The sequence below is a fragment of the bacterium genome (genome assembly GCA_035505375.1).
GTDB lineage: Bacteria > Hydrothermota > Tepidihabitantia > Tepidihabitantales > Tepidihabitantaceae > UBA2258.
On the sequence record DATJQV010000042.1, the window covers coordinates 12438 to 38951 of the forward strand.

Consider the following 26514-nt stretch of genomic DNA (forward strand, 5'->3'; position numbering starts at 1 on the left):
GACGTCTTTGACTTCGTTGCCGGATGGAGATCCACTCCTTCCATCCAGCTACCAAAGCGAAGGTGCTTCTTCACACCACGGACTCCAAGGGCCGGGGAGTCCCAGGAACGGACTGCGCCACCTGACCCATACCGGAGGCAGAGGCAGGCGTTCATACCAAAGCCAGCGCCCCTCTTCGTACGAGAGCGCAGCGACGTTCCGTGGGTATCTCAAGACGAAAACTCTCACCAGCGAGTCGGCGGTCTGGCGCATTTGGTTCAACTCGTACATGCGCGGGAGGTACCCGCCGAGGTCCTCAGCGAGCGTCCCGGGAGGATGACGAGCGATGATGGACTCGCAGATGGCGGGGGCCTCAGTCCAGTGACCTCCGTACTCTGCAAGGTCGGCCAACTGATAGCCGACGGTGAGCAGGGCGGAATCCGCATCAACCGGCAGGGACTGCATGGCTGTCAGCAGGGTCTCGCCGGCCGCCTTCTTTTGTTTCCAATCTGCCCGGGTTCGACTTCTGTAGAACCACCTATCCAGGAGGCCTTGGTAGGCTCCAAGATATCCCGGACCTGAGTCCGACACGATGGACACGGGAATCGACTCCGATGGCATGAACGGCATTCTTGCCCACGTGCTGTCTTTGAGTACCCAAAACTGCCATGCTCCTCCGATGAGGCGGTAAGACCCCGCACATAACATGGACATGGTTGTGTCGCTGCGGTGAAAGAAACGCCGCGGCCACAGCGCGCAGTGCTCGTAGACGCTGTCGTGAGGCCTGACTCCAAAAAACGGGGGCGGTCCGCCTACGCCCCAGCGGCCTTCGACCCAGTCATAGGGTCGGTAATCCCATGTGTCGCCTCTGAGCCCGACCAGCTGGAATCCTGAAAGGGCCACGTAGCCCCAGATGCAAACGGTGTCCGTCGTATTGTGCATGGCTACAGTGACCAGGAAGGGCTCGCCTGCTCGCACCAGCTGCTTCTGGATGCTCATTGAGAGTCGGAGCTCAGTAGGCCCCGACGTCGGCGGAAACATGTGTTCGGACTTTTCGTAATGGAGCGTGCAGCCGGACACAGCAAGGCACAGCACGGCCGTGAGTGCCGCACATCCTGAGCGAAGCAGCCTCTGCCCAAGCTGTACTGCTGCTCTGGAAACTGCCTGACAGTCAAGGTGAAATCGGGGCGCGGCCCGATGCCATTGCCGCGCCTCGGGTTTGGATGAGAGTGCCATCGAAACTCCACGACACGTCGGTCCCGGGTAACTCGGACACACCTTACTTTGTTCCGTGGCCGTCAAGGGGAGATGCCGCGTTCTTGCTCGGAGTCTCCGTCAATACGGTGGGGGAGTCAAATCCCACGCTGGAATTCTAGACTGGCCTTGCTCCTGTGTCAAGTCAGGACTCGTCGCGGCAGGTGCGGACGAGGCGTCCAGGCCCGAGAGTCCCCTGAAGAAGATCCCTTCGGAGACGCAGATGGATGGTCAGCCAGAGGCCCGGCCAGAGACTCGGGGAGAGGTTTGTACGGGGTTTTCGCGTCGGTCGTCGTCGCAGCATGTGGTGGTGGCACAGGCCGGAACTCAATCCGCGGGTAAGGTCCGAGACGCGAGCTGCGGGTTAGAGGATGCGGCTCGGGCTCCAGGTCTGGCCCGCGTCGGCGGTGAAGAGGAGCGTTTGTTCGTCGCCGGCGATGATGCCGTTCCGGCCGTCGGCGAAGAAGCGGATGCTGAACAGGTCGGCGGTCGTGTCGACGTTCAGGCGCTGCCAGGTTTCGCCGCCGTCATTGGTATGCAGCAGCGTTCCCTGCGCGCCGCCTACGAAACCCTCCATTGTATCGGACCGGAAGTCAAGGGAGTAGAGGGCGGGTGGCATGAAGTCGAACTTGAGAGGCCGCCATTCTTCACCGCCGTCGGGCGTGAACAGGACCCCGGCGTTGGCAGTTGTTGCGAACCCGACCGAGTCCCCGTTCGGAAAGAAGACCGCGGTGATATTGGTCGAGGGCATCGCCCCCTGGAGGTTGCCGGCCTGGGAGAACCAGACACGGCCCCCGGTGGTGGTTTTGAGAATGGTGCCGTTAGGACCGACTGCGTAGCCGGTCGTCTCGTCCGATGGGAAGTCCATGTCCATGATTTTCTGGTCCGTGGCGGTAACGAGCTTGACCCAGGTCTCGCCCGCGTCGACCGTGCGCAAGACCGTGCCTGCGTCACCCGCGACAAAGCCCGTCTGCGGGCTGAGCCGGAATTTGATGACTCGCAGATCTACGTGGACGCCGGTATCGAGCAGACGCCAGGTATTGCCTCCGTTCTCGGATTTGAGCACGGCGCCGAGGTCGCCGCAGGCGTAGCCTATGTCCCCCTGGCCGGGGAAGGAGATGGTGTACAGGTTGCCGCAGTGCGGGAGCACGAGCTTGCGCCACGTCGCGCCGCCGTCCTCGGACGCCAGGGCGAGGCCGTGGTCGCCGACCGCGTAGGCGAGGAATGTGTCCTCAACGGTAAAGATGGAGTTGATACGATTTGCCACGTCGGTTGTTTGTATCTTGCCTTACGGCCGGCCGAAGTCAAGCGGGGCGACCACGGGCCGGCCGAAGACGAGGCGGGTTTGTCGAGCGGGCGGCGTTTGACTTCGCTTCGTTTTCGTATAGAACTTGAGACACGTGATTGGCGCGCTGATATCGAGTCTGAGGCCCAAGCAGTGGCCGAAGAACCTGCTTGTGTTCGCCGGGCTGGTCTTTTCGCTTCACCTCTTCAACCTGACTTACCTGCTGCTTTCGGTCGGCGGGTTTGTTGTATTCTGCCTGCTGGCCGGTGCCGTCTACCTGGTAAACGACCTGGTGGACGTGGAGCACGACCGGCTGCATCCGAGGAAGCGGCTCCGGCCGATCGCATCCGGTCGCCTCAAGCCCGGCGTTGCCAAGGTGGCGGCGGTCGTGGCTGCGCTGGTCGGCCTCGGCGGCAGCTTCGCGCTCAAGTGGCAGTTCGGAATTGTCGGCCTGGCCTACCTACTGCTCGAACTTGCCTATTCCTTCTACCTCAAGCGTCTGGTGGTGCTGGACGTGATGACGGTCGCGGCCGGGTTCGCGCTGCGCGCCATCGCGGGTACGGTGCTGGTCCACGTCACGCTCTCGTCGTGGCTATTTGTCTGTACTATCCTCTTCGCCCTGTTCATATCTCTGGCCAAGCGCAGACACGAACTGGTCACGCTGGAGGACGGCGGAGCAGGCCACCGAGCCGTGCTCGAGAATTACTCCGAGGCACTGCTCGACCAGATGACGGCGGTCGCGACTTCGGCGACCGTCATAGCCTACTGCCTGTACACGATTGCGCCGGAGACCATCTCGAAATTCGGCACGCATAACCTGATGCTCACCGTGCCGTTCGTGCTATACGGAGTCTACCGTTACCTGTATCTCGTCTACCGGAAAGACATGGGGGGAGCGCCGGAGCAGGCGCTGCTGACTGATATCCCACTGCTGGTCGACGTGCTGCTCTGGATGGCCAGCATCGTCGTCGTTATCTACTTCAAAATCTAGGCGGGCAGGGGCGAGCACTCGGCAAGTTTCGACTTGCCGCAGGCAGCTTTGCTGCCGAAAGGCCCTTTGCGGATGGCGCAGAGTTCGGCCTGCGACTCAGTGATGACCTTCACGGCCTCCGGGCTCAGGCCCACGACTTGAGCCGCGGCGTGTGCGCCCGCGACTCGGCCCTCCAGCATGGCGGTCGATGCCTCTTCAATACCGGATACGTCACCGGCGAGATAGATGCTGCAGATGCTGGTCTGCATGTTGTCGTTGTGCCAGGCCACATGTCCGCCCAGCTCCGGGACATAGACCATCCTGCACCCGGACTGCCAGAGTAGCTCTGAGAGTGGTGTGAGGCCAACGGCGAGGCAGATGGTGTCGACCTTCAACCTGCGAGTTGTTCGAGGAACGGGCTGAAACTTCTTGTCCACGCGGCAGATAACAGCACCATCGACTTCTTCCTCGCCGAGAGCCGAGAGCACCGTGTGCGATGTGAGAATCGGAACGCCGAGACGCGCCAGCTTCGCAGAATGTACGTGATAGCCGCCGATTCTCGGTAGGGCCTCGACCACTGCCGCGACTTCGATGCCGGCTTGGATGAGCTGATACGATACGATCAACCCGATGTTGCCCGAGCCAACCATGAGGACCCGACTGCCGGGCCTGACTCCGTGCACGTTCATCAAGGTTTGAACCGCGCCGGCGCCGTAGACGCCGGGCAGGTCGTTGTTCTGGAACAGCAGGTTGTTCTCGGCCGCGCCGGTCGCTACTATCAGACACTTGAACTCGAGCTTGGTCAACCGCTCGCGGCTCGCCAATCCAAGTACTTTCCCACCGTACAAACCTACGACCGAGGTCCCGGGCAGGACTTCCGCCGGCAGGGCACGGAGTTCCTGTTCGAGAATCGTCGCTATGTCCATGCCGCGCGTGCCACAATAGTGGGCCTTGGAACCGAAGAATTTGTGGGTCTGCTTGACAAGCTGGCCGCCGAGCCGGTCGTTGTCCTCGATGAGCACGACCTTGGCGCCGAGCCTGGCCGCGACCACGGCGGCAGAAAGCCCGGCGGGACCTCCGCCGACGATGGCAATATCAGTCTGTTTCATGACAGTTCAGAGTCCAGAATCCAGGGTCTAGAGTTATCGGACTCTCTGAATTCTGGTTTCTGAGTTCTTGATTCTGCATTGTCCGATGCCTACGTTAGTTTCCCTCTGCCACTCTGACGTTCGACCTTCACGCCTTCGCGCAGCGGTTCCATGCAAACCATGGTGTTGGGTTGGCCATCGACGACCATCAGGCAAGAAGAGCACTTTCCGACTGCGCAGAAGAAGCCGCGGGGCCGGCCGGTCTTCTCGGCGTGGCGGAACAGCCTGATGCCGTTCGCCGCAAGCGCGGCCGCAATGGTCTCGCCCTGACGGCCGGTCATTGTTCGGCCATCGAAGATGAAGTTGACCGGGCCGCGGTCCTCGAACGTGAGGATCGGATGCCGTTCAATTCGCCGGCCCGGAGAAAGCGACGAGCGACGAGCGCCGAACGACGAATTCCGGAATTCGGAATTCGGACTTCGAACTTCGGACTTTCGCCTAGAGGTTCTTGCGCGCATATTCCACCGCGTTCCGGAATATTGCAATGCCGTCCGGTTCGTCAATTCGTTCCCGATGCCAGCGGGGATGCTGTTCGCGCCGCACGAATCGCTCCGGGTGCGGCATCAGACCAAAGACGCGGCCGGTCCGGTCGCAGATGCCGGCGATGTTGTCTTCGGAGCCGTTGGGATTGTCCGGGAAAGTCACCGGCTCGTCCGTCAGTGTGGTGTAGCGCAGGCAGACCTGACGGTTGTCGTTGAGGCAGCGCAGGACTCTTGCTGACTTCGCTAGAAACTTGCCCTCGGCGTGCGCCACCGGCAGGTAGATGGGTGACTCGATGTTGCGGGTGAAGATGCCGGGAGAGTCTTCGACCTTGAGATAGACCCAGCGGTCTTCGTATCGGCCGGTGTCGTTGGTGTCGAGCGTCACCGTTTGCGGTTCAAAGGGCCGCTCGAAGGCAGGTAGGAGACCGCACTTGACCAGTACCTGGAATCCGTTGCAGATGCCGAGCACGAGCTTGCCGTCGCTGATGAATTGCTCGATCTGGTCGCGCAGAAAGTGCTTGAGCTCGTTGGCGAAGATACGGCCGGAGGCAATGTAGTCACCGTAAGAGAAACCTCCCGGTATCAACAGAATCTGAAAGTCCTTCAGCTTCTGCTCACCGGACCGGAACCGGTTTACGTGGACGACCTCGGAAACAGCGCCTACCAGTCCCAGGGCATAGGCCGATTCCTGGTCGCAGTTGGTGCCGGCAGCGAAGAGAACGCATGCTTTGACCACGGGAGGTGAGGATAGCCGGGGCTATCCGTCTGTCAAGCATCGGGAGTCCAGGACTTCGGACAGGTCACAAGCCTGAATGCAGATACCAGAATGGGCAGAATTGGCGTGATCAAACGACCCGATGCTCGTTTCCTGGTCCTTGCGGAGCTGATAGCCTGCGGCGCTTGACACGAGAAGGGACGCCGCTAGAACTTCCGGGTGCGCTTCAGATTCGGATTGCGCCTCGCTCAGTTTCTCGCAGTCGGTTTCCTGGTCGCGGCCGGATGCGGGCCGACAGTTCGGCCGGTCAACGGAGACGGCGGCGCCGGGGCCGTCGTGCAAGACTTCTACGGTCGGTTCGGCCGGCAGAAGGGGCTTGCATTCCTCAGTCTGTTTACGGACAGCGCCTGCTTCGATATCAAAGGCCTTGGCGTGAGCTTCGTCGACCGCGCTGACCTTGTGCGACTGGCTGACTATGGAGCGGCCGTGCATTCGCGGCTGGCAGGACGTGAGCTCGAAGTGAGTAAGGACACGGTTCGGTGCCGGTTCGATGAGACGAACGACTGGCTGGAATTGCTCGGTGTCAAGTGCGCTTCGTATGACGGCTGGTTCCTGGTTTCCGGAGCAAGGATTGCGGAGGCGCGGGTAAGTCTGACACCGCAGAGCAGCGACGAGTTGGGCGGCAAGATGGCGGGTTTCGTGACATGGCTTCGGAATCAAGACCCCAAAGCCCTGCAACGGCTGTTTCCCGGCGGCAGGCCGGCGTATGACCGCAACGTCGTGCCCGAGTTGATTTCCATGCTCCGGCAGTGGCAGTCGCGGGCGCGATAGGGCGCAGCCTTCAGGCGAAGTCAGAATCCAGAAGCGTGAGTGCGGAACGCAGGATTTCGGAGCGCTCCGCTTCTTGCAGACTCCCTTTCGGCTTGTGCTTTCGCTCGACCTCAAGGTCAACGTGCCTTTGTGGCGAACTCCTGTCTGTTCCTGGGCGGACCGTCGCCTTGTTGACTTTGGCTCTTGCTAACCTACAATTGCCTCTGATGAAAGTCGGCATTCCCAGGGCCCTGCTGTATCACCGCTATGGACGGTTTTGGGAGAAGTTCCTGACCGGCCTTGGCGTCGAGGTAGTGGTCAGCCGCAGGACCGACAAGGTCCTGCTTCAGAATGGGTTGGGATACGTGTCGAGCGAGGTCTGCCTGCCGATAAAGATAATGGCCGGTCATATTGAGGAGCTTGCCGGGCAGATTGACGTGCTGTTTCTCCCCCGGCTGATGTGGCTTGAGGACAAGCTTTACGCGTGCCCGAAGATGATCGGCATCGTAGACATTGCCCGGATGATGTTGGCCGCAACGGCCCCTGTCGGACAGCAGGCCGCAACGGCCCCTGTCGGACAGCGGGCGGACCGCGTACGGATTGTGGCCCCGAAGATACAAGGCAGTCTGTGGCTGCCACACTTCAGCGCCGGAATGGAGTTGTGCCATGACCCGGTACGCGTGGTGCGGGCTTTAGCCGCGGCAGGCCGGTACTTGCCGACCCACGGCGAGGTCCCGGAATTCCCGGCAGGCGAGAAACGGATTGCGCTTGTCGGCCACTTCTACAACCTCGGCGATGACTTCATCTCACGGCCGATGGTCGACACGTTCACCAGCCACGGCTATCGAATCTGTACCAAGGATGAACTGCCGGAGACGGTGCTGCGCAGCCGCTTGGGCTTTGCCCGTAAGATACGCTGGGTCTACGAGCGAGAGTTATACAACGCGTTCCAGTTCCTGGTCGACAAGGTCAGCGGGGTGTGCATGATTGTTTCAATGGGGTGCGGTCCGGACTCGCTCGTGGCCGAGTTCATGCGCGAGGAGGCACAAGAGCGGGACATCCCGTTTCTGCAACTGGTCATCGACGAGCACACCGGCACGGCCGGAATCGTGACGAGGATTGAGGCATTCCTGGAACTGGCGGAGCGGAGGCAGGCCAGCGTACGCAAGACCCCGGATTCTAGACTGAAGACTGGTAGACAAGTAAGAGCAGCCTGACCCGTCTGCCCGCAGATGAAAGCATCGTTCCCCAACCTCGGCTATGACACTTTCGCGCTGAAGACGTTGCTCGAGGACCTCGGGGCAGAGGTAATCCTGGCCCCGCCCAACTCCCGTCGGACAATCGAACTGGGTTCGCTCAATTCGCCCGAGCTGATATGCATGCCGTACAAGATCACGCTCGGGAACATGATCGAGGCCTTGGATCTCGGGGCGGACACGTTATTCATGGCTGCGGGCGCGCGCAAGTGCCGGTTCGGCTACTACCACTACCTGCACGAACGTGCTCTCAAGAACCTCGGTAAGGAGTGCCGGTTCATTGCGGTGACCCAATACTCGCCGTTCGACTTCGTCTTCAAAGTGATGCCCGACATATTCGGGGTGTCATCGTTCCGGGTTATGCGTGCGGTCGCGAAGATGCTGGCCAAGAGTCGTCTGACCCAGGAATTCCGGCAGTACCTGAACCGGAAGCGGGCGCTTGACTTCGACGCCGCAGAGCAGGCGAAGCCGAAGGCGCTGTCGGTCATCGAGCGGGCACACACGTTGAAGGAGATTCAGGCGGCCCGCGGCGAGGTCTTGCGAATGTTCAACTTGAACGGGACCGAGCCGCAGATTCGGCTGGGGCTGGTGGGGGAGATCTACTTCATGATCGAGCAGTTCGCCAGCCAGGAGATAGAAAAGGAGCTGGGCAAGATGGGTGCCGAGGTTGTGTTCGAGCGGAGCCTGTACCGGCACATCCGTCACCTGTTGTTCTCGGACCCGGCGTTTGCGCGTTCGGGCCATCTGGCGCGCCGCTATTTGCGGGAGTCGCCCGGCGGCGAGGCGATTCGCACCGTGGGCGAGGCGGTTCACTTCCAGCAGCAGGGGTTGGACGGTATCGTGCACATCTTTCCGTTCACCTGCATGCCGGAGAATATTGCGCTTGAGGCTCTGCAGAAGCTATCCGAAGAGACCGGCCTGCCGGTCCTGTCGCTGTCATTTGATGAGCATACGTCGAGGACTGGTTTGCTCACACGGCTCGAGGCATTTGTTGACCTGGTGAAGAGGAGAAAGCTTGGCCGAAGGCTACATCGGAATTGACGTCGGTTCGATTTCAACCAAGGGCGTGGTCGTTGACCGTGAGTTCAACGTGCTCGCCAGCCAGTATCTGCGTACGCAGGGCAACCCGATTGACTCCATCCGCCGGTTGCTGGCGGATTTGGGCGCGCAGGTCGGCTCGAGCGTGAAGGTACTGGGAGCGGGAACAACCGGATCGGCTCGCCGGCTGGCCGGAGTGATGGTGCAGGCCGACATCGTGAAGAACGAGATAATCACCCACGCGGTTGCGGCCAGCCACTTTCACCCCGAGGTCAGGACCGTCATCGAGATCGGGGGACAGGACTCGAAGATAATCATCCTGCGCGATGCTATCCCGGTCGACTTCGCGATGAACACGGTCTGCGCCGCCGGTACCGGCAGCTTCCTCGACCACCAGGCGACCCGGCTCGGCCGCCCGATTGAGGAGTTCGGCGGCCTTGCGCTGCGAGCCAAGAACCGTGTCAACATCGCGGGTCGCTGTACGGTGTTCGCCGAGAGCGACATGATTCACAAGGCCCAGCTCGGAATGTCGACCGAGGACATCGTAGCCGGGCTCTGCGACGCCATCGTCCGCAATTACATGAATACCGTGGCCAAGGGCAAAGAGATACACCCTTTGATACTGTTCCAAGGCGGGGTTGCGGCCAACGTCGGCGTCAAGAAGGCGTTCGAGCTTATGCTCGGGCACGAGGTGTTGGTGCCCGAGCACTTCCTCGTAATGGGCGCGGTCGGCGCCGCGATCGTTGCCTCGGAGGAGACCGACGGCAAGGGGACCCGCTTCGCCGGCTTCGATGTTGCCGACACCGCGTTCGAGACGCGGGCGTTCGAATGCGAGGGCTGCCCCAACCGATGCGAGGTGATTGAGACCCTGCGGGAGTCGGCGGTGATTGACCGCTACGGCGACCGGTGCGGGAAGTGGTCCAAGCTTTAGAGAATGACGAGTGACGAATTGCGGACGGGAGCTTAGGTTGATTACGATAGGTGCGATGGTGTTTGCATGTTTGGTGTGCGCACAGCCAAAGGAGAGTGCGATGGTAAGACAACCGGCGGTCGCAGGCCAGTTCTACCCGGACGACGCCAAGACTCTGGCCATGATGGTCGACTCGTTTGTGGCGCAGGCCCAGGAGCCGGCGATTCCGGGCCGGCTGATCGGACTTCAGGTTCCCCATGCGGGCTATCCCTTCTCCGGTCCAACTGCGGCGCACGCGTTCAAATTACTCAAGGGCATGGATTCGGTAACGGTGGTGATGCTGGGAACCAGCCACCACGTCATGCTGGATCATGCCGCGGTGTATCCGCGCGGGTCGTGGCATACCCCGCTGGGCAACGTGGCGATCGACGAGGCGCTGGCCAAGGCGATTATGGCACAGGACGATTTCTTTGCCGACATGCCCGAGGCGCACGCGCAGGAACACTCGATTGAAGTCGAGGTGCCGTTCCTGCAGCGGGTCCTTGGCAGGTTCAAGATTGTCCCAATCATGCTGCTCGAACCGACCTACGAGCAGTGCGAGCGGGTCGGCAAAGCCATCGCCAAGGTGGCGCGAGGCAAGAGGGTGCTGCTGCTCGCGTCCTCTGACCTGTTCCACGGTTACTCGTACACCGAGGCCAATCACGTCGACAGCACAACGTTCGGTTTGATGGCGAAGTTCGCCCCGAAAGCGTTCCATGATGCGCTGGACCGAGGCGATGCCCAGGCGTGCGGGGGCAATGCGATTACGGCCATGATGATCGCTGCACGCGAGTTGGGCGCTGACACGGCGGTAGTGCTGGCCACGACCAACTCGAACGATGTGGTCGGTGAAAAGGGCGGGTACGTTGTCGGCTACAGCGCGGTCGCGTTTACCGGAAAGAACCCGCAGACGGCGCCCATCACGGTTAACGACGGCCGGAAATCAGGCGATCCGTCGGATTCGTCCGAGCTGACCGAACTGGAACAGAAGAGCCTGCTACAGATCGCCCGGAGCACGCTGGAAAGCCACATCCGTTCCGGCAAGACTCCGGAGGCAAAGCCGCTTACGCCGCGGCTCGCCGAAAGCCGCGGACTGTTCGTGACCCTGAGCGAGCAAGGAGAACTGCGCGGGTGCATCGGCTACGTGGAACCGGTGAAACCGCTCTACCAGGCGGTGAGCGACATGGCGGTTGCGGCTTCGACCGAGGACCCCAGGTTCCCGCCGGTCGAGGTCGGCGAGTTGGGCAAGATCGACATTGAGATAACCGTGCTGAGCCCGCTGCGACCTTTGCCGAGCCTGGATTCCGTCATTGTCGGCAAGCACGGTCTGGTCATACGCAAGGGCTTCCGTTCCGGTCTGCTCCTGCCCCAGGTCCCGGTCGAACAGGGTTGGAACCGAGAGCAGTTCCTCTGCAATACCTGCCTGAAAGCCGGTCTGCCCCCGAGCGCCTACAAAGACAAAGACGCGCAGCTCTTCTGCTTCACCGGTCAGGTATTCAACGAGAAGGAACTGGGCCGGCAGCAGTAGCCGGCGGCCGGCAACGTCCGCCAGCCCTTGAACCGAGCCGCGGCGCGTGTCGCGGCTCTCCTCGTAGCTCTCCAAGGAACTCCGCTCGTTGGTTAGAAGGTTACCCGCAGAGTAATCCGGGAAGGAACTCTGACGGGAAAGCCGACTGTAACTCGGCAAGGAACCCCGGATTGAACCCGACCTGTTACCCGGCAAGGAACCGGACGAGGAACTCTACTCGTTGCTCGCGAAGTAGCGGAAGAAGTAACGCTGGAAGTAGCCGAACAAGTAGCCTTCATCGTTACTCGGCAAGTTGCTCGGATTGCGACTTCGGAAGCTATGAGGATAGCTACGGGGCAGGCATAGGAGGGGTCGGAAAGGGAATAGGGGCTAGTGGTTTGGAATTAGGGAGGTTAGCACGCGGACTGGCGGTCGGCGGAGTGTGCGCTATAATACACAAAAGGAGGTCTGGCCATGAGCGACGAGAGAGACGCTTCCGCGTGACCAAGGAGCTTAGCTTGAGGCTCAGAAGTCTGCGCAAAACTGCAATCCACAATCTGAAATACCGAATGGCCGTTAGCCATACGCTGTCAGTCGCAGGCCATCCTCGCCTCGACCGACAACTCAGCCGCAAGCAGCTCATTTGTGGATTGCGGCAGCATAGCGGGAGCTTCGCTCCCGCACTCCAAGGCCCGTCGCCTGAACCTTGACAAGACGAGAGAGAAGCCGATAATCAGTCGTCTCGGAGGTACAATGAAGTACGTTGCCAGTCTGGTCCCACTGCTGGCCGCGTTCGCTCTTGGCCAGTCGTGGGTGGTCGAGCAGGTAGATTCTACTGCCGCAGCCGGGTCGCCGGTCGAGTTGGTGAAGGCGGCTGACGGCAGGCTGTGGGCAGGCTACGGGACAAGGAGCGGGGCCGCCCGGGTCGCCTGCCTCGGTGACTCCGGCTGGAGCTTCACCGACGTGTGTTCTTCGGCTGCGCTTCCCGGGACCAGCTATCGTCCGTTCCTGGCTGCCAGTCACCACGGTGAGCTCTGCCTGGCGTGCTACGATTCGACAGCCGGCAACAACCGTCTGTACCGGATGGTTGGCGATACGTGGCGCTCCGAGCCCAGCCCTTTCAACTTTGATTCTCTCCTCACCAACACGGTCGCGTATGACACTTCCGGACGGCTGTACGTTGTCTTCGAGCCTAGGCTGGCGGAATTCTGGGTCGGGCATGAAACCGACTCCGGGTGGACAAAGAGCTTCGTGGTGCAGTTGCCTGTGCGCCTTTATAACGAGGGTCCTGTTGGCTACCTTGCAGCCGCCGCCGATGGCAGTCCCTGGTTCTTCGGCTTCTGCGGTTATGACGATGGACCCTTGCCGGCCCATGGAACCGACCTGCTCCACTTCACAGGAGATTCGTGGGTGAGCGCGTGGCATGTCTACTCCAGCGAATTCGCTCCGATACCTCTCGCGCTCGCCCCACATGGCAACGGCGTGGGGAATCTGACTTGGTATGGCGGTTTCATCCAGTACGATAGTGAGCGAGTCGCGCCGTTCTACTACTCAACACAGGTTGCCGGTCTGACATACACAACTGACGATGTGCCGCTCGTGGCGTGCGCACCCAGCTATGGGGCGGCACGCCCGTTCTTCGCGTTCAAGACCAACCGTTGGCACACTGAGAGCATTCCTGGACCTGCGGGCATTGGTGGCATCGACATAGAGGTCGACACGTTAGGGCAGGTGATTATCGTGTACAGCACGCAGGACAGCGGGCTGTGGTGTGCCAGAGCAATGGTTTCGGATGTGGTTGGGGTGAAGGAGAGCTCCAAGCCGAAAGCCGCAAGCGTCAAGCCGGTGCCGACTATCGTCCGCGGAGTGCTGATGCTCGGCGCAGTAGACAGTAGACAGCAGACAGTAGGCAGGGGAGCACCGTCTGACGGGGGCCGCCGCGGCCAACTTCTGGATGCAGCAGGGCGGAGTGTTGTGGAACTGTATTCCGGCGCTAATGACGTGAGTAGGCTGGCACCGGGCGTGTACTTTGTGAGAGAAGCACAAGCGCAAGCTGGCCGCAACGCGGCGGCCGTCACCAAGGTTGTTATTACGAAGTAAGGAGGAACACTCATGCGCAGGCTGTTGGTTCTGTGCCTTGCGGTGGGACTCGCACATGCCGGCCGCGAGCAGTGGGTTGGGCACGGCCCCTGCGGGTGCCGTCCGAATCCCAATCCTCGGCTGGGGGGTCTCTCGTCCCCGTCAGTGCTGTTCCCCGCCGCGACCGACATGACCGACGTCATGTGCTATGACACCGGTGAAGCGGTCAATTTCTGGTTCTGGTTCCGGGCAGGAAACGGCTGGGGCATGAAGTTCATCAGCCCAAAAGACAGCATCACGCTCGCCGGCGCGTTGTTATACGTGGACTCGATGGGGGCGAACAAAGAGGTGATCGTGAAGGTGTACGCGGATGACGGGGCGCATGGTTCACCCGGGACTTTGATAGCGACGGATACCGCCTCGGATACCTCCACCCTCAAGACCGGCCACTGGAGTCTGGTGCCGATTTGGAAACCGATAGTCGGGCGCAACTTCTACATATTCTATGTCCAGGCAGTTGACTCGATATTCGGTCTGTCGCTCGGTGAGGACGGCGACGAATACGCGCCCGGGCACCGGCAGTGGAAACTGTACAACGGCAAGCTCTCCGAGGACCATAATGCTCCTTTCAGTAACTGGATGATACGCGCCGTGCTCGATTGGACACCGCAGGACACGAACGCAGCAAGCGTCCGGTTCGCGACCGACATGCCTGACGATACTATTTCAAATGTCAACTTCCCAATACGGACGACGATCAGGAACATGGGCAGCGACACGCTGCCGGTCGGCACGCCGGTGCGGCTGCACATCACCGGGCCGCGCGACTACGTGTTCGACGAGTCTACCGCGACGGCGGCAAGATTGCCCCACGGCGCGACGGAGCAGATGAACTTCTTGCCGGTCTGGCACATCCCGAAGCGGCCGGGCTACTACTCCATCAGAGTAGCAACCGAGGCCGCGGGTGAAAAGTGGCCGGCCGACGACACAATCGCGTGGGACATGTTTGCCGGCGGCTGGTGTGAGTACATTCGCGAATCGCCGACGGATTCGTTGACTTGGGCGGGTCCGGAGCGGGCTGTGAAGTTCGACCCGACAACCTTCCTTCTGCAGTACCCGGTTGGGATAGCGGGCTTGAGGGCCGACTTCTGTTCCGACAGTCTGCATCCATGGGATGATTCGTCGTTCACATTCAAGGTCTACGGCGGCGATGGCCAGACCTTGCTGTACCAAAGCGAGACCTTGGAGGCGACACCGGGCAGTCCGACTGTCGCCAGCCTGGACTCGATGGTCGTCATCGATTCAGGCGACTTCTACGTTGCGGTCGTACCGGTCAGTTCGACTGGCTTCCCATCGACGGCGGGTGACAGCATGGTCGGTGGCCATAGCTACCATGGCAGCCCGGGCGATTGGATTCTGTGGCCCTCGCCGGCGCGCGCGGGCGAGTGGGACATCGCGACCGCGGTCGAAGATCGCTTGGGGATCGCGGAGAGCCACTGGTCTGAAGTCTCAATTTCCAAACCGGCGCCAACCATCGTCCGCGGCATGCTGAGATTGGCGTCTGGCGAAGGGCGAATGGCGAGCTGCTGGATATCTCCGGCCGCAAGGTCCTGACCCTCCATCCCGGTGCGAATGACGTGCGGGCGCTGGCACCGGGCGTGTACTTTGTGAGAGACACCCAAGCGCAAGCCCAAGCACAAGCTGTCCGTAAGGTTGTGATTCAGAAATAGAGGAGCGCGATGAAGCTCTGCGTACTGGCCTCTGCGTTCTGCCTTCTGACTTCGATCGCCCTTGGCGCTGACGTTGGCATTGACACTATTGTCAGTCCTACCGGCACGGTAGACAGTGGAGTGCCGCTTGTCCCCAAGTGCGCGGTACATGCCTATACCGGCACCGGTCAGGTAGACGTCCACTTCGTGATACCTGAAGCCGGGTATCACGATAGCCTGACCCTGCCCCCGCTCCCGCCCGGTCTGGTGGATTCCGCGACGTTCAAGCCATGGGCTCCGAACGCACGGGACAGCATGACAGCGGTGGCGTGGGTGCATTGTAGCGGCGACACGTACCCGCAGAATGACACCTTCCGACTCAGGTTCTTCGTCGATGTGTTGTCCGGCATCGAGGAATCGCCAAGGGTCGGAGTCCGCACGATGAGGCCGGTTCTCACTATGGCGCGCGGCATGCTGTTTCTCCCGAGCAGCACAAGCTCAAGCCTAAGCTGCCTGCTGGACGTAAGCGGGCGGAAGGTGATGGGGCTGCATCCCGGCGCGAATGGCGTGAGCCGTCTGGCTCCCGGTGTCTACTTCGAGCGGTCGGCGGCTAGCGGCGAGCCGTCGGCCGTCTCTGTCCGCAAGGTCATTATCACAAGGTAGGAGGAGTCCATGAAAGCAGGACTATTCGCAGTCTGTTTGAGTCTGTTGCTGGTCTGCATCGCGTATGCTGACTCACTCAACGTCCGGCGCATCGGTAGTTGTCCCACACCGGGTTGGGCACTCGGCGTAAAGGTGAAGGGGGACTACGCGTACGTCGCGGATCACCTTCATGGCCTGCGGGTCATTTCAATCAAAGACCCCGCACACCCGAGCGAGGTCGGACACTGTGGCACGCCGGACGACGTCAGCAACGCGGGACGCCCCCACGTCTTGGGCCGTGCCTACAACCTGGCCGTCGTAGGTGACCTCGCCTACGTTGCCGCCCACAGTCGAGGCTTGCGCATCGTCTCTATTTCCAACCCGGCGAGTCCGGTTGAGGTGGGCTGTTGCAGCCTGCCATCCTTTACGTACAAAGCGGCGGTGGCCGGAGACCTCGCCTACGTCGCGGACGGCGATTCCGGCCTGCGCATTGTCTCAGTCGCTGACCCGGCACATCCGGCTGTGGTCGGATGCTGCAAGACGCCGAGCAGAGCCTGGGGCATCGCGCTCAGTGGCAGCTATGCCTACGTCGCGGACGGGGATTCGGGATTGCGGGTCATCGCAGTGTCTGATTTCGCGCATCCGACCGAGGTCGGCCACTGCGGAATCTCGGGTGATGCCCTGGATGTGACGATGGTTGGGAGTTACGCATATGTGGCGGATGGCATCGGAGGGCTGCGTATTATCTCGATAGCTGACCCGACGAAGCCAGTTGAAGTCGGGCACTGCGCTGGACCGGGCAGCGCCTACGGCGTAGCAGTTGATGGGAACTATGCCTACGTCGCAGATTGGGGCGGCGGGTTACGGGTCGTATCGGTTTCAGACCCGGTTCATCCGACCGAGGTCGGATACTACAACCTGCCGGACTCGGCCTGGGACGTCGCCGTGGCTGGAGGCCAGGCATACGTCGCTGATTATGCCGCAGGGCTGCAGATACTTCAGTTCCACGCCGGAGGCACGAAGAGATAAGGCGGGCGGTACGCTCAAGGACAGGCCGTCCCGAAGGTCCTGATTCTGAGGTAAGGAGACATTGTGAAGCACGTGGCTGTGTCGGTACTTCTGCTGGCTGCGTTGGCGATAGCGCAGTCGTGGCAGGTTGAGCTGGTGGACACGTCATGCCGGCCAACGGATGTCTTCGTCAAACGGGACAGCGGCCGGACCTACGTCGCCTATGTGACCGGCGAAGGCAGTATTCGCATCGCCTCCAAAGATGCGATCTGGCGCTACCAGACGCTCGATACCAGTCTCGTACGGCCGGACGCCGGAATCCACTTTGCGGCGGGCCCCGGCGGACGTATGGCTGTCTCGGGTGTGGATGATTCGACGCGGCCGGTTGTGCTGGAGAGGGTGGATTCCGGATGGGTTCGTGTCTGGACTCACACGGTGCTGGACCCCGCCGCTCCGTTGGCTCGCGCTGTCTACGGTGCTGATTCGATTCCCATTGTCATCTACGCTGTCAACAACTACACGTCGGCTTCGTATGTGATCGCCGAGACCTGGGTGGACTCGGTCTGGCAGGTTGATACTGCCGCTAGTTTTGTCCCGCCGCATGACTATGGATGCGAGCTGACTCTGTACGACGCGGACTGCAGTCCCGATGCCGGACCGTGCTTCATGACCCGATTTGCCTACTGGTTTCCGCCCAGCATGTTGCCCCCAACGTATGAAGTCGGGAAAGACTTTCGTGCTGGCAGTGGCTGGAGGTACGTCGGGCTTGGGGGTGGGTTCCAGGCTGCCGTCGACGGATACGATATCGTGGCAGGCGGGCCCGACACCGCATCAGCGGCCGTGTATTCCGGCGGCCGCTTGAAGTTCGATCAGGATTCGGTGTGGCCTGCCGAGGTGAGGGACGCCGCCGTTCAGGTGGACAGCGCGGGCCGGGAACAGATCGCTTTTGTTTCGCCGGACAGCGTCTTGAGGTTTGCATACAAAGATACGCGCTGGCATTTCCGGCAAGTCCCCGGCGTGACCACGGCGACGTGTTGCGACCTGGCGCTCGATGAGACAGGTCAGCCAGTGATTGCCTTTGAGGATACCGGTGGGCTTTGGCTTGCACACGGCGCGGACATGCTTGGGGCCGGTGAGAGCCCCAAGTCGCAGGCCTCGCGCCACAAACTGGCGGCAACGGTCGTGCGCGGAGTGCTGATGCTCGGCGCAGCAGACAGTAGACAGCAGACAGAAGGCAGGGGAGCACTTCTGGATGCAGCAGGGCGGCGCGTGATGGAACTGCACGCGGGCGCGAATGATGTGAGCCGTCTGGCACGGGGAGTGTACTTCGTGCGAGAGGTGCAAGCACAAGCTCAAGCCCAGGCCGTCCGAAAGGTCGTCGTCACGCAGTAGGAGGCGTCAATGAGAGCGTTAGCTTTGGCAATCAGCTTGGGCCTGCCGCTGGTCGGCGTGGCGCCGGCCGCGGATTCGCTCAATGTCCGCCTTGTCGGGACGGCCGGTCCCTACGGGTACCTGTACGCCGTGGCCGTCGACTCCGCGCGGAACCTGGCATTCGTCGGCTCGGACGCAGGAATCGGCGTGTTGGATGTCAGTAATCAGGCCCTGCCGGTGAGGCTGTCGGAAACGAACGACTGGAAGATTGCTTACGACCTCTGCTATGGTGGGAACGGCCTGCTCTACGTTGCGGGCGGGCCGATGGGCTTTCGCGTGATCTACGTTGACGACCCGGCGCAGCCGGTTGAGATCGGTTCCTGCCAGACGCCGGGCAATGCCGTGGGCGTTACCTTGAACTCGTGCTTTGCCTATGTCGCGGACGAGGAGGGCGGATTGCGCATTATCTCCGTCGCCGACCCGATGCGTCCGGTTGAAGTCGGCCACTATGACGCGCCGAGCCCTGTCCAAGGCTTGGCGGTGAGCGGGGCGTATGCCTATGTCGCAGATACGTCTGGGTTGCGGGTGGTCGAAGTCGCCAACCCGGCGCATCCGATCGAGGTTGGCAGCTACGACACGCCGCTCCATCCCCGGGGCGTGGCGGTGAGCGGCGACTATGCCTATGTCGCGACTGAGGTTGCCGGCTTGAGGGTAGTATCAGTGGCCGACCCGACCAATCCCATGAGGGTCGGATACTGCGCGACGCCGGGCTACTCCGTTGGCGTCACACTTAGAGGGCAGCGGGCCTATGTCGCCGGTGTCAATTGGTTCCATGTCATCTCGCTTCTCGACCCGACGAAGCCGGTTGAGGTCGGCGACTACAGCTTCTCCGGCGATGCACGAGCCGTCACCGCCGCCGGTGGCTATGCCTACGTCGCGGCCCAATTCGCCGGCCTTCAGATACTTGAGTTCTTCGGCGACAATCAGCCGCCGGTCGCCAGGGGCGTTCTGTGGGTTCCGCCTGCCGGGCAGCCTCAGACTGCGAGTCTGCTGAACGTAGTGGGGCGCAAGGTGGCGGACTTGCGAGCCGGCCAGAATGACGTGTCGCGGCTGGCAACGGGAGTGTACTTCGTGAGGGAAGCGCAAGCTGTCCGTAAGGTCGTCATCCGGCACTGAGCAGCTCAAGCTCAAGCTCTGGCCCGAATCCGAAACATCTGCGCCATCTGCGTAATCTGCGGTTACTCGTCCCTTCGTCCATCGTCTATCGTTGTCTGCGCACTTGCTGCCTTGGCCGCCTATCTGTGTCCATCTGTGTTCATCCGTGGTTGTTGGCGAGAGGCACTCCGTTCTTGAACGGCGGGCGATTTCCAATAGTCTTGGCACGTGATTTCCCTTTCCAATGTCACGATGGAGTTTGGTACGCAGGAACTCTATCGCGACGTGAATCTGTTCGTCGGTCCTGAGGACCGCATCGGACTGGCCGGCGCCAACGGGTCGGGCAAGTCCACAATCCTGAAACTGATGTCGGGCGAGCTTGAGCCGACGCGCGGGTCGGTTGACAAGCGGCGTGGCACGTGTATCGGGTATCTGCCTCAGACCGGCGCGGTCGTGGGCGAGCGGACCGTGCTGGAAGAGGCAATGACCGCCTTCAAGCATCTGGACGACGTTCAGACGGAGATGATTGAGCTCGAGCATCGGATGAAGGACGCGAACATGCCTGCGGATGAGCTGCAGGAAGTGTTGGACCGTTATTCGGTGCTGCAGCACCACTTCGGGCATGATGCATATGACCGCCAGCCCCGAGCCGAGAAGATTCTCATGAGCCTCGGGTTCGCCGAAGAGGATTTCCACAAGCAGTGCCGGACCCAGAGCGGCGGGTTCCAGGTGCGACTGGCTCTGGCGCGGATGCTCTTAGAGGAGCCGGACGTTCTGCTGCTGGACGAGCCGACCAACTACCTCGACATCCGTTCCATCGAGTGGCTGCAGGAGTATCTGACTGCGTTCAAGGGCGCGGTGGTGATGATTGCGCACGACCGCTATCTTCTCGACGCGCTGGTGCAGAAGATATGGGCAATCGAGTCGCACAAGGTGTTCATTTTCCCCGGGAACTACTCGAAGTACCTGAGCGACAAGGTGCAGCGGGATGAACGGCAGCTCAAGAAGTATGAGGAGCAGGTGCAGTTCATCAAGCGCACCGAGCAGTTCATCGCCCAGTACAAGGGGCGCAAGGATACCGCGCCGCGGGCGATGAGCAGGCAGAAGATGCTCGACCGGCTGGAGCGCATCACTCCGCCCGAGACCGCGCCCGTAATCCGCATCCGGTTCCCGGAGTCGGAAGAGGTCTACGGCAAGGCGATTGACCTGCGTTCGGTGTCCAAGAGCTTCGGCCCGAAGCGCGTGCTGCAGGATGTGAGCTTGGTGGTGGGCGGCGGCGAGAAGATCGGCCTGTTCGGCGCGAACGGACAGGGCAAGACAACGTTGCTACGCATGATTGCCGGCAAGCTGACGCCGGATTCGGGCGAGGCGTGGACCAGCCAGAAGACGCAGATTGCATACTATGAGCAGGGCGCGGAGGAGACTATCAACCCCGAGATGACCGTGCTTGAGGCAGCAGCCGATGCGGGCGCCGGATTCACCGAGAATGAACTCAAGGGGATTCTCGGCACGTTTCTGTTTTCGGGAGACGCGATAGACAAGAAGGTTGGCGTGCTGTCCGGAGGAGAGCGGAGCCGGCTGGCGATTATCCGGGCGCTGCTGACGCCGTCGAATCTCCTGATTCTCGACGAGCCGACCAACCATCTTGATATCCAGTCGCGGGAAATCCTGTTTGAGGCCATCCGCCGGTACAAACGGACCGTGGTATTCGCCGCGCACGACCGGTTCATGCTCGACGAACTGGCGGACAAGACAGTGAGGATTGACGGCGGCAGGGCAGTGCTCTTCCCGGGGAATTACAGCTACGCTGCGGGCCGCGTGGTGAAGCACGGGGCCGCAAGTCCGAAGTCTGAAGCACAAAGGACAAAGCAAGGCGGGCAACGGGCAAAGCCCGAATTCCAAAGTCCAAAGCCCGTGGTCCATGGTCCGAAGTCCAAAGTCCATGGTCCAAAGTCGCCTCATCACCAATCCGGCGACCCGGTCCGGGACATCGAACTGCGGCTCAGGCAGGTCGAGTCCGAGTACGAGGCGGCGCGGCAGGCGATGAACTACAATCGCGTGCGGGAGCTTGCTGACGAGCGGAAGTACCTCGAAGCCGAGCTTCAGGCTCGCAAGGCCGACCAGGTCGAGGGCGGCGCGGGACATGACCGAAATGTCTGACATTTCGGATCGTGTCCCAAGCGCGGCAAGGACCTCTGGATGATGGGATCGGGTCCGAGTTCGGACAAGGAAGCGGCGCTTGTCGCGCGACTGGCAGGTCTCGGCGTGAAACCGGAGGACCTGGTTGAGAAGTTCATCCGGGCCGCTGGCCCCGGCGGGCAGAACGTCAATAAGACCTCGACGGCGGTCTACCTCAAGCACTTGCCATCGGGCATCGAGGTCAAGATGCAACAGGAGCGTTCACAGGCCCTGAACCGGTTCCTAGCAAGAAGGTTGCTGGCGGACAAGCTCGAGGCCCGGCTGCGGGGCGAGCAAAGCGCAGAGGCCGCCCGCGTTGCGAAACTGAGACGGCAGAAGCGCAAACGGTCCCGGCGGGCGAAGGAGAAGGTGCTCGCGGCCAAGGCGCTTCAAGCGATCAAGAAGGCTGCACGCGGCGTCCCGCCTGACGAGTCGTGACCGGCGACTGCGACGCCAATTGTCTTGACTTCACGTACCTTCGGCATAGAATTGTTCATCGTGAGTGAGGGCATTTTCCGTTCCGCATTCGAGAGTGTGAAATCAGAAAATCTGGTCGTTGACAGATAGCGACGCTGGACAATGATACCTAGTCGTAAGTCTAAGGCAGTCGGCCTGTTCTCAGGCGGGCTCGACAGCATTCTGGCGACGAAGCTTATTACCGAGCAGGGCGTCACTGTCGTGGCGCTCCACTATCGGTTGCCGTTTGGCGTGCCCGGACGCGAGCCGAATGATGAGAAACTGTCGAAGCTGGCGAGCCTGGTTGGCGCAAGCCTGATGACGCTGGAAGCCGACGATTCCTACCTGCAACTAGTCAAGTCCCCGCAGTTCGGACATGTGAAACAGCTGGCGCCGTGCATCGACTGCCTCGTCATGATGCTCGCCAAGGCAAAGGAACTGGCCAGGGAGATCAAGGCCGACTTCGTGTTTACCGGTGAGGTAGTCGGACAACGGGCAGTTTGCCAGAACAAGCGTTCACTGAAGCAGATTGAGAAGACGGTAGGGCTCGAGGGCAGGCTGCTGCGTCCGCTGTCGGCCAAGCTGTTGGAGCCCACGATACCGGAGCTGACCGGCCTCGTGCGTCGGGAACGTCTGCTGGACCTGAAGGGCCGCAGCCGACGACGGCAGATACGGCTGGCACACGAATTCGGCATATTTGACTATCCGATCCCTGGAACCGGGTGCATGCTCCTCGACAAGAACTTCGCGGCCCGAGCGCGTGATGCCGTACAGCAGGATCAGTTGGCGCTGGCCGAGATTGAGCTGCTGAAGTACGGTCGTCACTTCCGGCTCGACAGCGGTGCGAAGGTGGTTGTGGGTCGGAATGAAGCCGAAAACAAGCGACTGGAGGAGCTGGCGCGGGATGACGACGTTCTGTGCAAGCCGGTCGAGGTCATGGGCCCGGTGGCGATTCTGCGGTCCCAGAAGAAAACCAAGAAAGACACCGAGATCGCGGCCCGGATCACTGCGCGCTATTCGGACGCGCCGGCCGGCAAATCCATAAAGCTCGACTGCGCAGGGAAGACTTTGTCGGTGAAGCCTTACAAGGACGAGGACTTCGCGGCCTGGCGCGTGCAGCCACAGGAGAGCAAGACGGCGGAACCAGCGTCCGGGGCCGGGGCAGAAACGCCCAAGCAGCAGCGCCGCAAGGCGGCTGAATGATCGGGATTACCGCGGCGCGTATGTCTAGTCAGACGCTTCGAGTATCACATGGGAAGTGACAGATGAGCATGACAGATGAGACCAAAGCCAAGATCCGTGAGGTATTGGACAAGGAGATACGACCGAACCTGCAGGCCGACGGCGGTGACGTCGAGCTGGTTGCCGTCGGTGACGATGGCGTGGTCCAGCTCAGGCTGACGGGTGCATGTTCCGGTTGCCCGTTCTCGGCGATGACGCTGGCGATTGGCGTCGAGCAGCGGCTGAAGGCCGCAGTGCCCGAGGTCGTCAAAGTCCAGCCCGTGCCCTGAGCACCGCGCTCCGAGCGCGTAAGTGCGAAGTCCGGAGTGCAATTGACCAGTTCCGGACGGTCTGTACGAGTCCGCAATCAATAATCTAGAATCTGAAATCGGTCAGGGCCAGGGCAGTCCTTCAAGAAAGCTCTGGCGGTAGGCCGCGCTGTAGGGCAGTAGGTAGACGGCCGTCGTAAAGACCCCGACCCGGCGGGGCCGCCTTATCATCCGGTCGGCGATTGTCTCAATCGAGTAGAACCGATTCTTCAGCCAGGCCGGTTCGCGGCTGGTGATCATCGGTCGGTAAACAACTCGCGCCAGGCTGCCGTCCGGGCCCAGGAACCGCGGCTCAATGAAATCGACATCTATCTGTCTGAGCACCGATGAGATTTTCTCGTAGTCAGTCGGTGTTGCCGGTGCTGTTGGAATTGCCAGTCGCGCGCCGACAAGCATCTTGCTTGCCTGGAGCGACTTGACCCGACGGTAGAGCCGGTGCACCGCCTGGTGGCTGCTCGCGGCACGGTTGAGACTGTCGAGCAGAAAAGACTCGTTGAGATAGACCAGCTTGGTGCCGGCCTTTGACAGGATGCGAACAAGTCGGGGATGTTCGAACAGCCGGTCTGATGCGTTGACGACCCATTGCCGGTGATAGTTCCGGAGCCGGCTGAAGAGTTCGAGGTAGTAGTCAGGCAGGGCAGCGACGTCATCGTCCAGAAGATGGATGCGTTTGCCCGGCAGCGTGATGACCTCGCCAATGACCTCGTCGGGCGTCCGCACCAGTGTGTTGGTTCCGTAATAAAGGTGCTCGGAGCAGAACTGTTTCACCGGTTCCGGACAGGAGCATCCGCGCACGAACTGTATCGTCTGGCGGTCAGAGTTCAACTCGGGATTCAACTGGAGCGGAGATAGCCCCTGGGGGTCCCGCAGTGCCCCGCGAAAGACCAGTCCCCGTTTCGTGACTTGCCGCGGCGCGATGTAGCCGGGGTGGTCCGATGCGCGGTATAGCGGCTGCAGGCGTCCGGATTCTGCGTCGGCTCGCAGCTCCGGCCAGACGTTTGTTATGTCGCCGACCACTCGGGGTTGGCACCAATCGGGTTGCGAGTCGCGCCACGATGTCACCTGCGGTCCGAAGAACACCGGCGCGCACCCGCTGTCGGCCCAGGCATGCGCCAGTTCCCGCGCCCGGTGGTCCTGGCCCAGCCCGATGTGGATGAGGCAGATGGTCGGTTCATACCCCGCGCCGGGCGCCGCACCTTCGGTGTTCGGCGTCCGGTAGTCTTCGAGAGATTCAACTCGCTCGTCGACGTATCGCAGGTCGTCACCGGGGCGCAACAGCGCTGCGACGCGCAGAATCTCGACGTTGGGCTGCAGGAATAGCCGAGATCCCCTTGGCGGGTAGCCCTTTGTGAAGCGCTGGGATTCGTCGGCCAGCGCGACGGCCAGGACGTTCACTTCTGGATCAGTTTCATCACGTCGTTGAAGATGGTGAAGAGTACCAGCGCACCGATCATCGCCCAGCCGACGCCGGCAGCCCAATCCATTTCCTTCTCGGTCAGGTTGCGTCGACGGATGCCGGCGATGCAGTCGAGAACAATCCGGCCGCCGTCGAGCACCGGCACAGGCAGGAGGTTAACGACAAACAGGTTAATTGAGAGGATTCCGAACAGCAGCAGAAAGTAATCCCAGCCCCAGTTCGCCCCTTCGTAGGCAATCCGCGCAACCATGATCGGACCGCCGAGCGCCTGCTTGGCGAAGTGCTTGACCGTAAACGCCTTGTAGAGCACGACGTAGGTCTGCGCGGTCACGGCGACTGCCCTCCCGGTTGCCTCGCCGATGGCCCTGGGCAGACTCAGCGTGCGATGCGGCACCTGGGCGGAGATCCCGATGCCACTGCCTAGTTGCTCGATGACTTCGTCCCGGCTCTTCACGACGTCGACTACGCCCTGCATCTTCCGACCTGCGTGTTGCCAGACGATGGGCACGCTCTGGCCGCCCTTGGAGTAGATCTGATCTTCGAAGTCGGACCACTCCTTGATCGGAAGCCCCGCCAGCTCCAGGAGTGTGTCGCCGGGGCGGAGACCAAGTTTGCTTGCCGGACCGCCTTTGCGGACGTTGCCCACTACTGCCGCAATCCGCGGCGCGAGGTACCAGTCGGTGTCGGCCATGATGCCGATCTTGTTTACTTTGTGGCCGGTCGCCGGGTCGATTGCCAGAGAGTCCCTCACGGTATCAGTCTCGACTACCCCTGCGTGCCGCCAGGATAGGCCGTAGCTGCCAGCTGTCTGTTGGCGCACAAGCTCGGTGAATTGCCTCCAGGTTGATACTGGTACGCCGGCTACCGCGACAATAGTGTCCCCGTTTTGGATGGCGGTGGCAGAGGCGGGCGTGCCCGACACGACGCGGCCGACCACCGGCGGGGCCAGGGAATCGACGTACGCCAGCGGTACGGTCATCGAGACTTCGATTCGCCGGCCATCCCGCGCGGCCTCGACGTTGACGCGCTTCCCGGCGAGTTTCTCAAGCTTCGGTTCGAGGTCGGTGAAGGAAGGTATAGTCTCACCGTTGACCGCGACAATCGTGTCGCCTGACCGGAGGCCGGCGACGTACGCAGCCGATTTCTCACTTACCGAGATAACCGGCGTCGTGTATTGTTGGCCGAACATGGCGAACTCCACAAACAAGATGACGATTCCCAGGATGAAGTTCGAGACCGGACCTGCGGCGCTGACCGCGACCCTGACGCCAAGCGGCTTGTCCATGTAGCCTCCGGTTGGAGCAGGGACGGGCTGCTCAGGCTTGGGGCCGGCCTTTTCCTCTTCACCCACCATCTTGATGAACCCGCCGAGCGGTATGGCCGAAAGTCGATACTCAGTGTCGCCGATCTTCCTTTTCAGGATTATCGGCCCGAAGCCGACTGAGAAGACCTCCACCGGTATTCCCGAGAGCCGGGCAGCTATCAGGTGGCCGAACTCGTGGAATATGACAAGGATGCCGATGAACAGGAGAACCAGGATGACTGACGAGAACATG

Annotated in this window: 23 protein-coding genes; 16 read left to right on the plus strand and 7 right to left on the minus strand. The window is 61.4% G+C overall.

What is annotated here, in order from left to right; all coding sequences use genetic code 11:
* Window positions 1-48: 48 nt before the first annotated feature.
* Both VMH22_06970 and VMH22_06975 read right to left on the minus strand, forming a co-directional pair.
* Entirely contained in the window at window positions 49-978 is a 930-nt protein-coding gene (locus tag VMH22_06970; GenBank protein ID HTW91437.1) for a hypothetical protein, read from the minus strand.
* Window positions 979-1597: 619 nt separating this feature from the next.
* Window positions 1598-2500 carry a YCF48-related protein gene (locus VMH22_06975; GenBank protein ID HTW91438.1) on the minus strand — a complete coding sequence of 301 codons (903 nt, stop codon included), beginning with the start codon at window positions 2498-2500 and terminating at the stop codon, window positions 1598-1600.
* A 133-nt stretch (window positions 2501-2633) separates the two neighbouring features.
* Here VMH22_06975 and VMH22_06980 point away from each other — a divergent pair, with 133 nt between their 5' ends.
* Window positions 2634-3509, plus strand: coding sequence for a decaprenyl-phosphate phosphoribosyltransferase (locus VMH22_06980; protein HTW91439.1), 876 nt, complete (start codon window positions 2634-2636; stop codon window positions 3507-3509).
* Here the strand turns inward: VMH22_06980 and VMH22_06985 are convergent.
* The 3 genes from VMH22_06985 to purQ all read right to left on the minus strand — a co-directional run bounded on the left by VMH22_06985 (window position 3506) and on the right by purQ (window position 5854).
* On the minus strand, window positions 3506-4597 hold the full coding sequence (locus tag VMH22_06985) for an NAD(P)/FAD-dependent oxidoreductase (protein HTW91440.1): 1092 nt from the start codon (window positions 4595-4597) through the stop codon (window positions 3506-3508). The two genes, VMH22_06980 and VMH22_06985, sit on opposite strands and share 4 nt — an antisense overlap.
* An 89-nt stretch (window positions 4598-4686) precedes the next feature.
* Window positions 4687-5094: a (2Fe-2S)-binding protein gene (locus VMH22_06990; protein HTW91441.1), complete on the minus strand. Its 408-nt coding sequence runs from the start codon at window positions 5092-5094 to the stop codon at window positions 4687-4689.
* A complete protein-coding gene (gene purQ, locus VMH22_06995; protein HTW91442.1) occupies window positions 5075-5854 on the minus strand; it encodes a phosphoribosylformylglycinamidine synthase I in 780 nt (259 codons plus the stop codon). The genes VMH22_06990 and purQ overlap by 20 nt, the downstream gene beginning before the upstream one ends.
* Before the next feature lie 198 nt (window positions 5855-6052).
* Between purQ and VMH22_07000 the strand changes: the two genes are divergently transcribed.
* The 15 genes from VMH22_07000 (at window position 6053) to VMH22_07070 (ending at window position 23502) form a co-directional block, all read left to right on the plus strand.
* Window positions 6053-6664, plus strand: coding sequence for a hypothetical protein (locus VMH22_07000; protein ID HTW91443.1), 612 nt, complete (start codon window positions 6053-6055; stop codon window positions 6662-6664).
* Between the two features lie 206 nt (window positions 6665-6870).
* Window positions 6871-7860, plus strand: coding sequence for an acyl-CoA dehydratase activase-related protein (locus tag VMH22_07005; GenBank protein ID HTW91444.1), 990 nt, complete (start codon window positions 6871-6873; stop codon window positions 7858-7860).
* A gap of 15 nt (window positions 7861-7875) precedes the next feature.
* Complete coding sequence (locus VMH22_07010; protein HTW91445.1) at window positions 7876-8940, plus strand: hypothetical protein; 1065 nt, start codon at window positions 7876-7878, stop codon at window positions 8938-8940.
* On the plus strand, window positions 8915-9868 hold the full coding sequence (locus VMH22_07015; GenBank protein ID HTW91446.1) for an acyl-CoA dehydratase activase: 954 nt from the start codon (window positions 8915-8917) through the stop codon (window positions 9866-9868). The genes VMH22_07010 and VMH22_07015 overlap by 26 nt, the downstream gene beginning before the upstream one ends.
* 100 nt (window positions 9869-9968) lie before the next feature.
* Window positions 9969-11414, plus strand: a complete 1446-nt coding sequence (amrB, locus tag VMH22_07020) for an AmmeMemoRadiSam system protein B (protein ID HTW91447.1) — start codon at window positions 9969-9971, stop codon at window positions 11412-11414.
* Window positions 11415-12146: 732 nt separating this feature from the next.
* Window positions 12147-13493, plus strand: a complete 1347-nt coding sequence (locus tag VMH22_07025; protein ID HTW91448.1) for a hypothetical protein — start codon at window positions 12147-12149, stop codon at window positions 13491-13493.
* A gap of 12 nt (window positions 13494-13505) precedes the next feature.
* Window positions 13506-15086, plus strand: a complete 1581-nt coding sequence (locus tag VMH22_07030; protein ID HTW91449.1) for a hypothetical protein — start codon at window positions 13506-13508, stop codon at window positions 15084-15086.
* Between the two features lie 125 nt (window positions 15087-15211).
* Entirely contained in the window at window positions 15212-15844 is a 633-nt protein-coding gene (locus VMH22_07035) for a hypothetical protein (GenBank protein HTW91450.1), read from the plus strand.
* A 9-nt stretch (window positions 15845-15853) separates the two neighbouring features.
* Window positions 15854-16852: a hypothetical protein gene (locus VMH22_07040; protein ID HTW91451.1), complete on the plus strand. Its 999-nt coding sequence runs from the start codon at window positions 15854-15856 to the stop codon at window positions 16850-16852.
* Between the two features lie 63 nt (window positions 16853-16915).
* On the plus strand, window positions 16916-18223 hold the full coding sequence (locus VMH22_07045) for a hypothetical protein (GenBank protein ID HTW91452.1): 1308 nt from the start codon (window positions 16916-16918) through the stop codon (window positions 18221-18223).
* 9 nt (window positions 18224-18232) lie between these two features.
* On the plus strand, window positions 18233-19378 hold the full coding sequence (locus tag VMH22_07050) for a hypothetical protein (GenBank protein HTW91453.1): 1146 nt from the start codon (window positions 18233-18235) through the stop codon (window positions 19376-19378).
* 207 nt (window positions 19379-19585) lie between these two features.
* Window positions 19586-21517, plus strand: a complete 1932-nt coding sequence (locus VMH22_07055; protein HTW91454.1) for an ABC-F family ATP-binding cassette domain-containing protein — start codon at window positions 19586-19588, stop codon at window positions 21515-21517.
* A gap of 39 nt (window positions 21518-21556) precedes the next feature.
* The gene (locus VMH22_07060; GenBank protein HTW91455.1) at window positions 21557-21973 is read left to right on the plus strand and encodes a peptide chain release factor-like protein; all 417 of its coding nucleotides are present in this window, start codon (window positions 21557-21559) and stop codon (window positions 21971-21973) included.
* Window positions 21974-22114: 141 nt separating this feature from the next.
* Window positions 22115-23194, plus strand: a complete 1080-nt coding sequence (locus VMH22_07065; GenBank protein HTW91456.1) for a tRNA 4-thiouridine(8) synthase ThiI — start codon at window positions 22115-22117, stop codon at window positions 23192-23194.
* Between the two features lie 68 nt (window positions 23195-23262).
* A complete protein-coding gene (locus VMH22_07070) occupies window positions 23263-23502 on the plus strand; it encodes a NifU family protein (GenBank protein HTW91457.1) in 240 nt (79 codons plus the stop codon).
* A 102-nt stretch (window positions 23503-23604) separates the two neighbouring features.
* On the opposite strand, the gene VMH22_07075 is transcribed toward VMH22_07070, so the two are convergent.
* Window positions 23605-24936, minus strand: a complete 1332-nt coding sequence (locus VMH22_07075) for a hypothetical protein (protein ID HTW91458.1) — start codon at window positions 24934-24936, stop codon at window positions 23605-23607.
* On the minus strand, window positions 24933-26513 hold the full coding sequence (rseP, locus tag VMH22_07080; protein HTW91459.1) for an RIP metalloprotease RseP: 1581 nt from the start codon (window positions 26511-26513) through the stop codon (window positions 24933-24935). Before rseP ends, VMH22_07075 begins: the two co-directional genes overlap by 4 nt.
* Window position 26514: the final 1 nt, after the last annotated feature.

What these genes read in the sequence shown, in the direction of transcription:
- VMH22_06970 (HTW91437.1), bottom strand. Translation starts at nt 978, where the DNA reads ATGAGCATCCAGAAGCAGCTGGTGCGAGCAGGCGAGCCCTTCCTGGTC.
- VMH22_06985 (HTW91440.1), bottom strand. Translation starts at nt 4,597, where the DNA reads ATGAAACAGACTGATATTGCCATCGTCGGCGGAGGTCCCGCCGGGCTT.
- VMH22_06990 (HTW91441.1), bottom strand. Translation starts at nt 5,094, where the DNA reads ATGCGCGCAAGAACCTCTAGGCGAAAGTCCGAAGTTCGAAGTCCGAAT.
- VMH22_07005 (HTW91444.1), top strand. Translation starts at nt 6,871, where the DNA reads ATGAAAGTCGGCATTCCCAGGGCCCTGCTGTATCACCGCTATGGACGG.
- VMH22_07010 (HTW91445.1), top strand. Translation starts at nt 7,876, where the DNA reads ATGAAAGCATCGTTCCCCAACCTCGGCTATGACACTTTCGCGCTGAAG.
- amrB (HTW91447.1), top strand. Translation starts at nt 9,969, where the DNA reads ATGGTAAGACAACCGGCGGTCGCAGGCCAGTTCTACCCGGACGACGCC.
- VMH22_07025 (HTW91448.1), top strand. Translation starts at nt 12,147, where the DNA reads ATGAAGTACGTTGCCAGTCTGGTCCCACTGCTGGCCGCGTTCGCTCTT.
- VMH22_07030 (HTW91449.1), top strand. Translation starts at nt 13,506, where the DNA reads ATGCGCAGGCTGTTGGTTCTGTGCCTTGCGGTGGGACTCGCACATGCC.
- VMH22_07035 (HTW91450.1), top strand. Translation starts at nt 15,212, where the DNA reads ATGAAGCTCTGCGTACTGGCCTCTGCGTTCTGCCTTCTGACTTCGATC.
- VMH22_07040 (HTW91451.1), top strand. Translation starts at nt 15,854, where the DNA reads ATGAAAGCAGGACTATTCGCAGTCTGTTTGAGTCTGTTGCTGGTCTGC.
- VMH22_07050 (HTW91453.1), top strand. Translation starts at nt 18,233, where the DNA reads ATGAGAGCGTTAGCTTTGGCAATCAGCTTGGGCCTGCCGCTGGTCGGC.
- VMH22_07060 (HTW91455.1), top strand. Translation starts at nt 21,557, where the DNA reads ATGATGGGATCGGGTCCGAGTTCGGACAAGGAAGCGGCGCTTGTCGCG.
- VMH22_07065 (HTW91456.1), top strand. Translation starts at nt 22,115, where the DNA reads ATGATACCTAGTCGTAAGTCTAAGGCAGTCGGCCTGTTCTCAGGCGGG.
- VMH22_07070 (HTW91457.1), top strand. Translation starts at nt 23,263, where the DNA reads ATGACAGATGAGACCAAAGCCAAGATCCGTGAGGTATTGGACAAGGAG.
- rseP (HTW91459.1), bottom strand. Translation starts at nt 26,513, where the DNA reads ATGTTCTCGTCAGTCATCCTGGTTCTCCTGTTCATCGGCATCCTTGTC.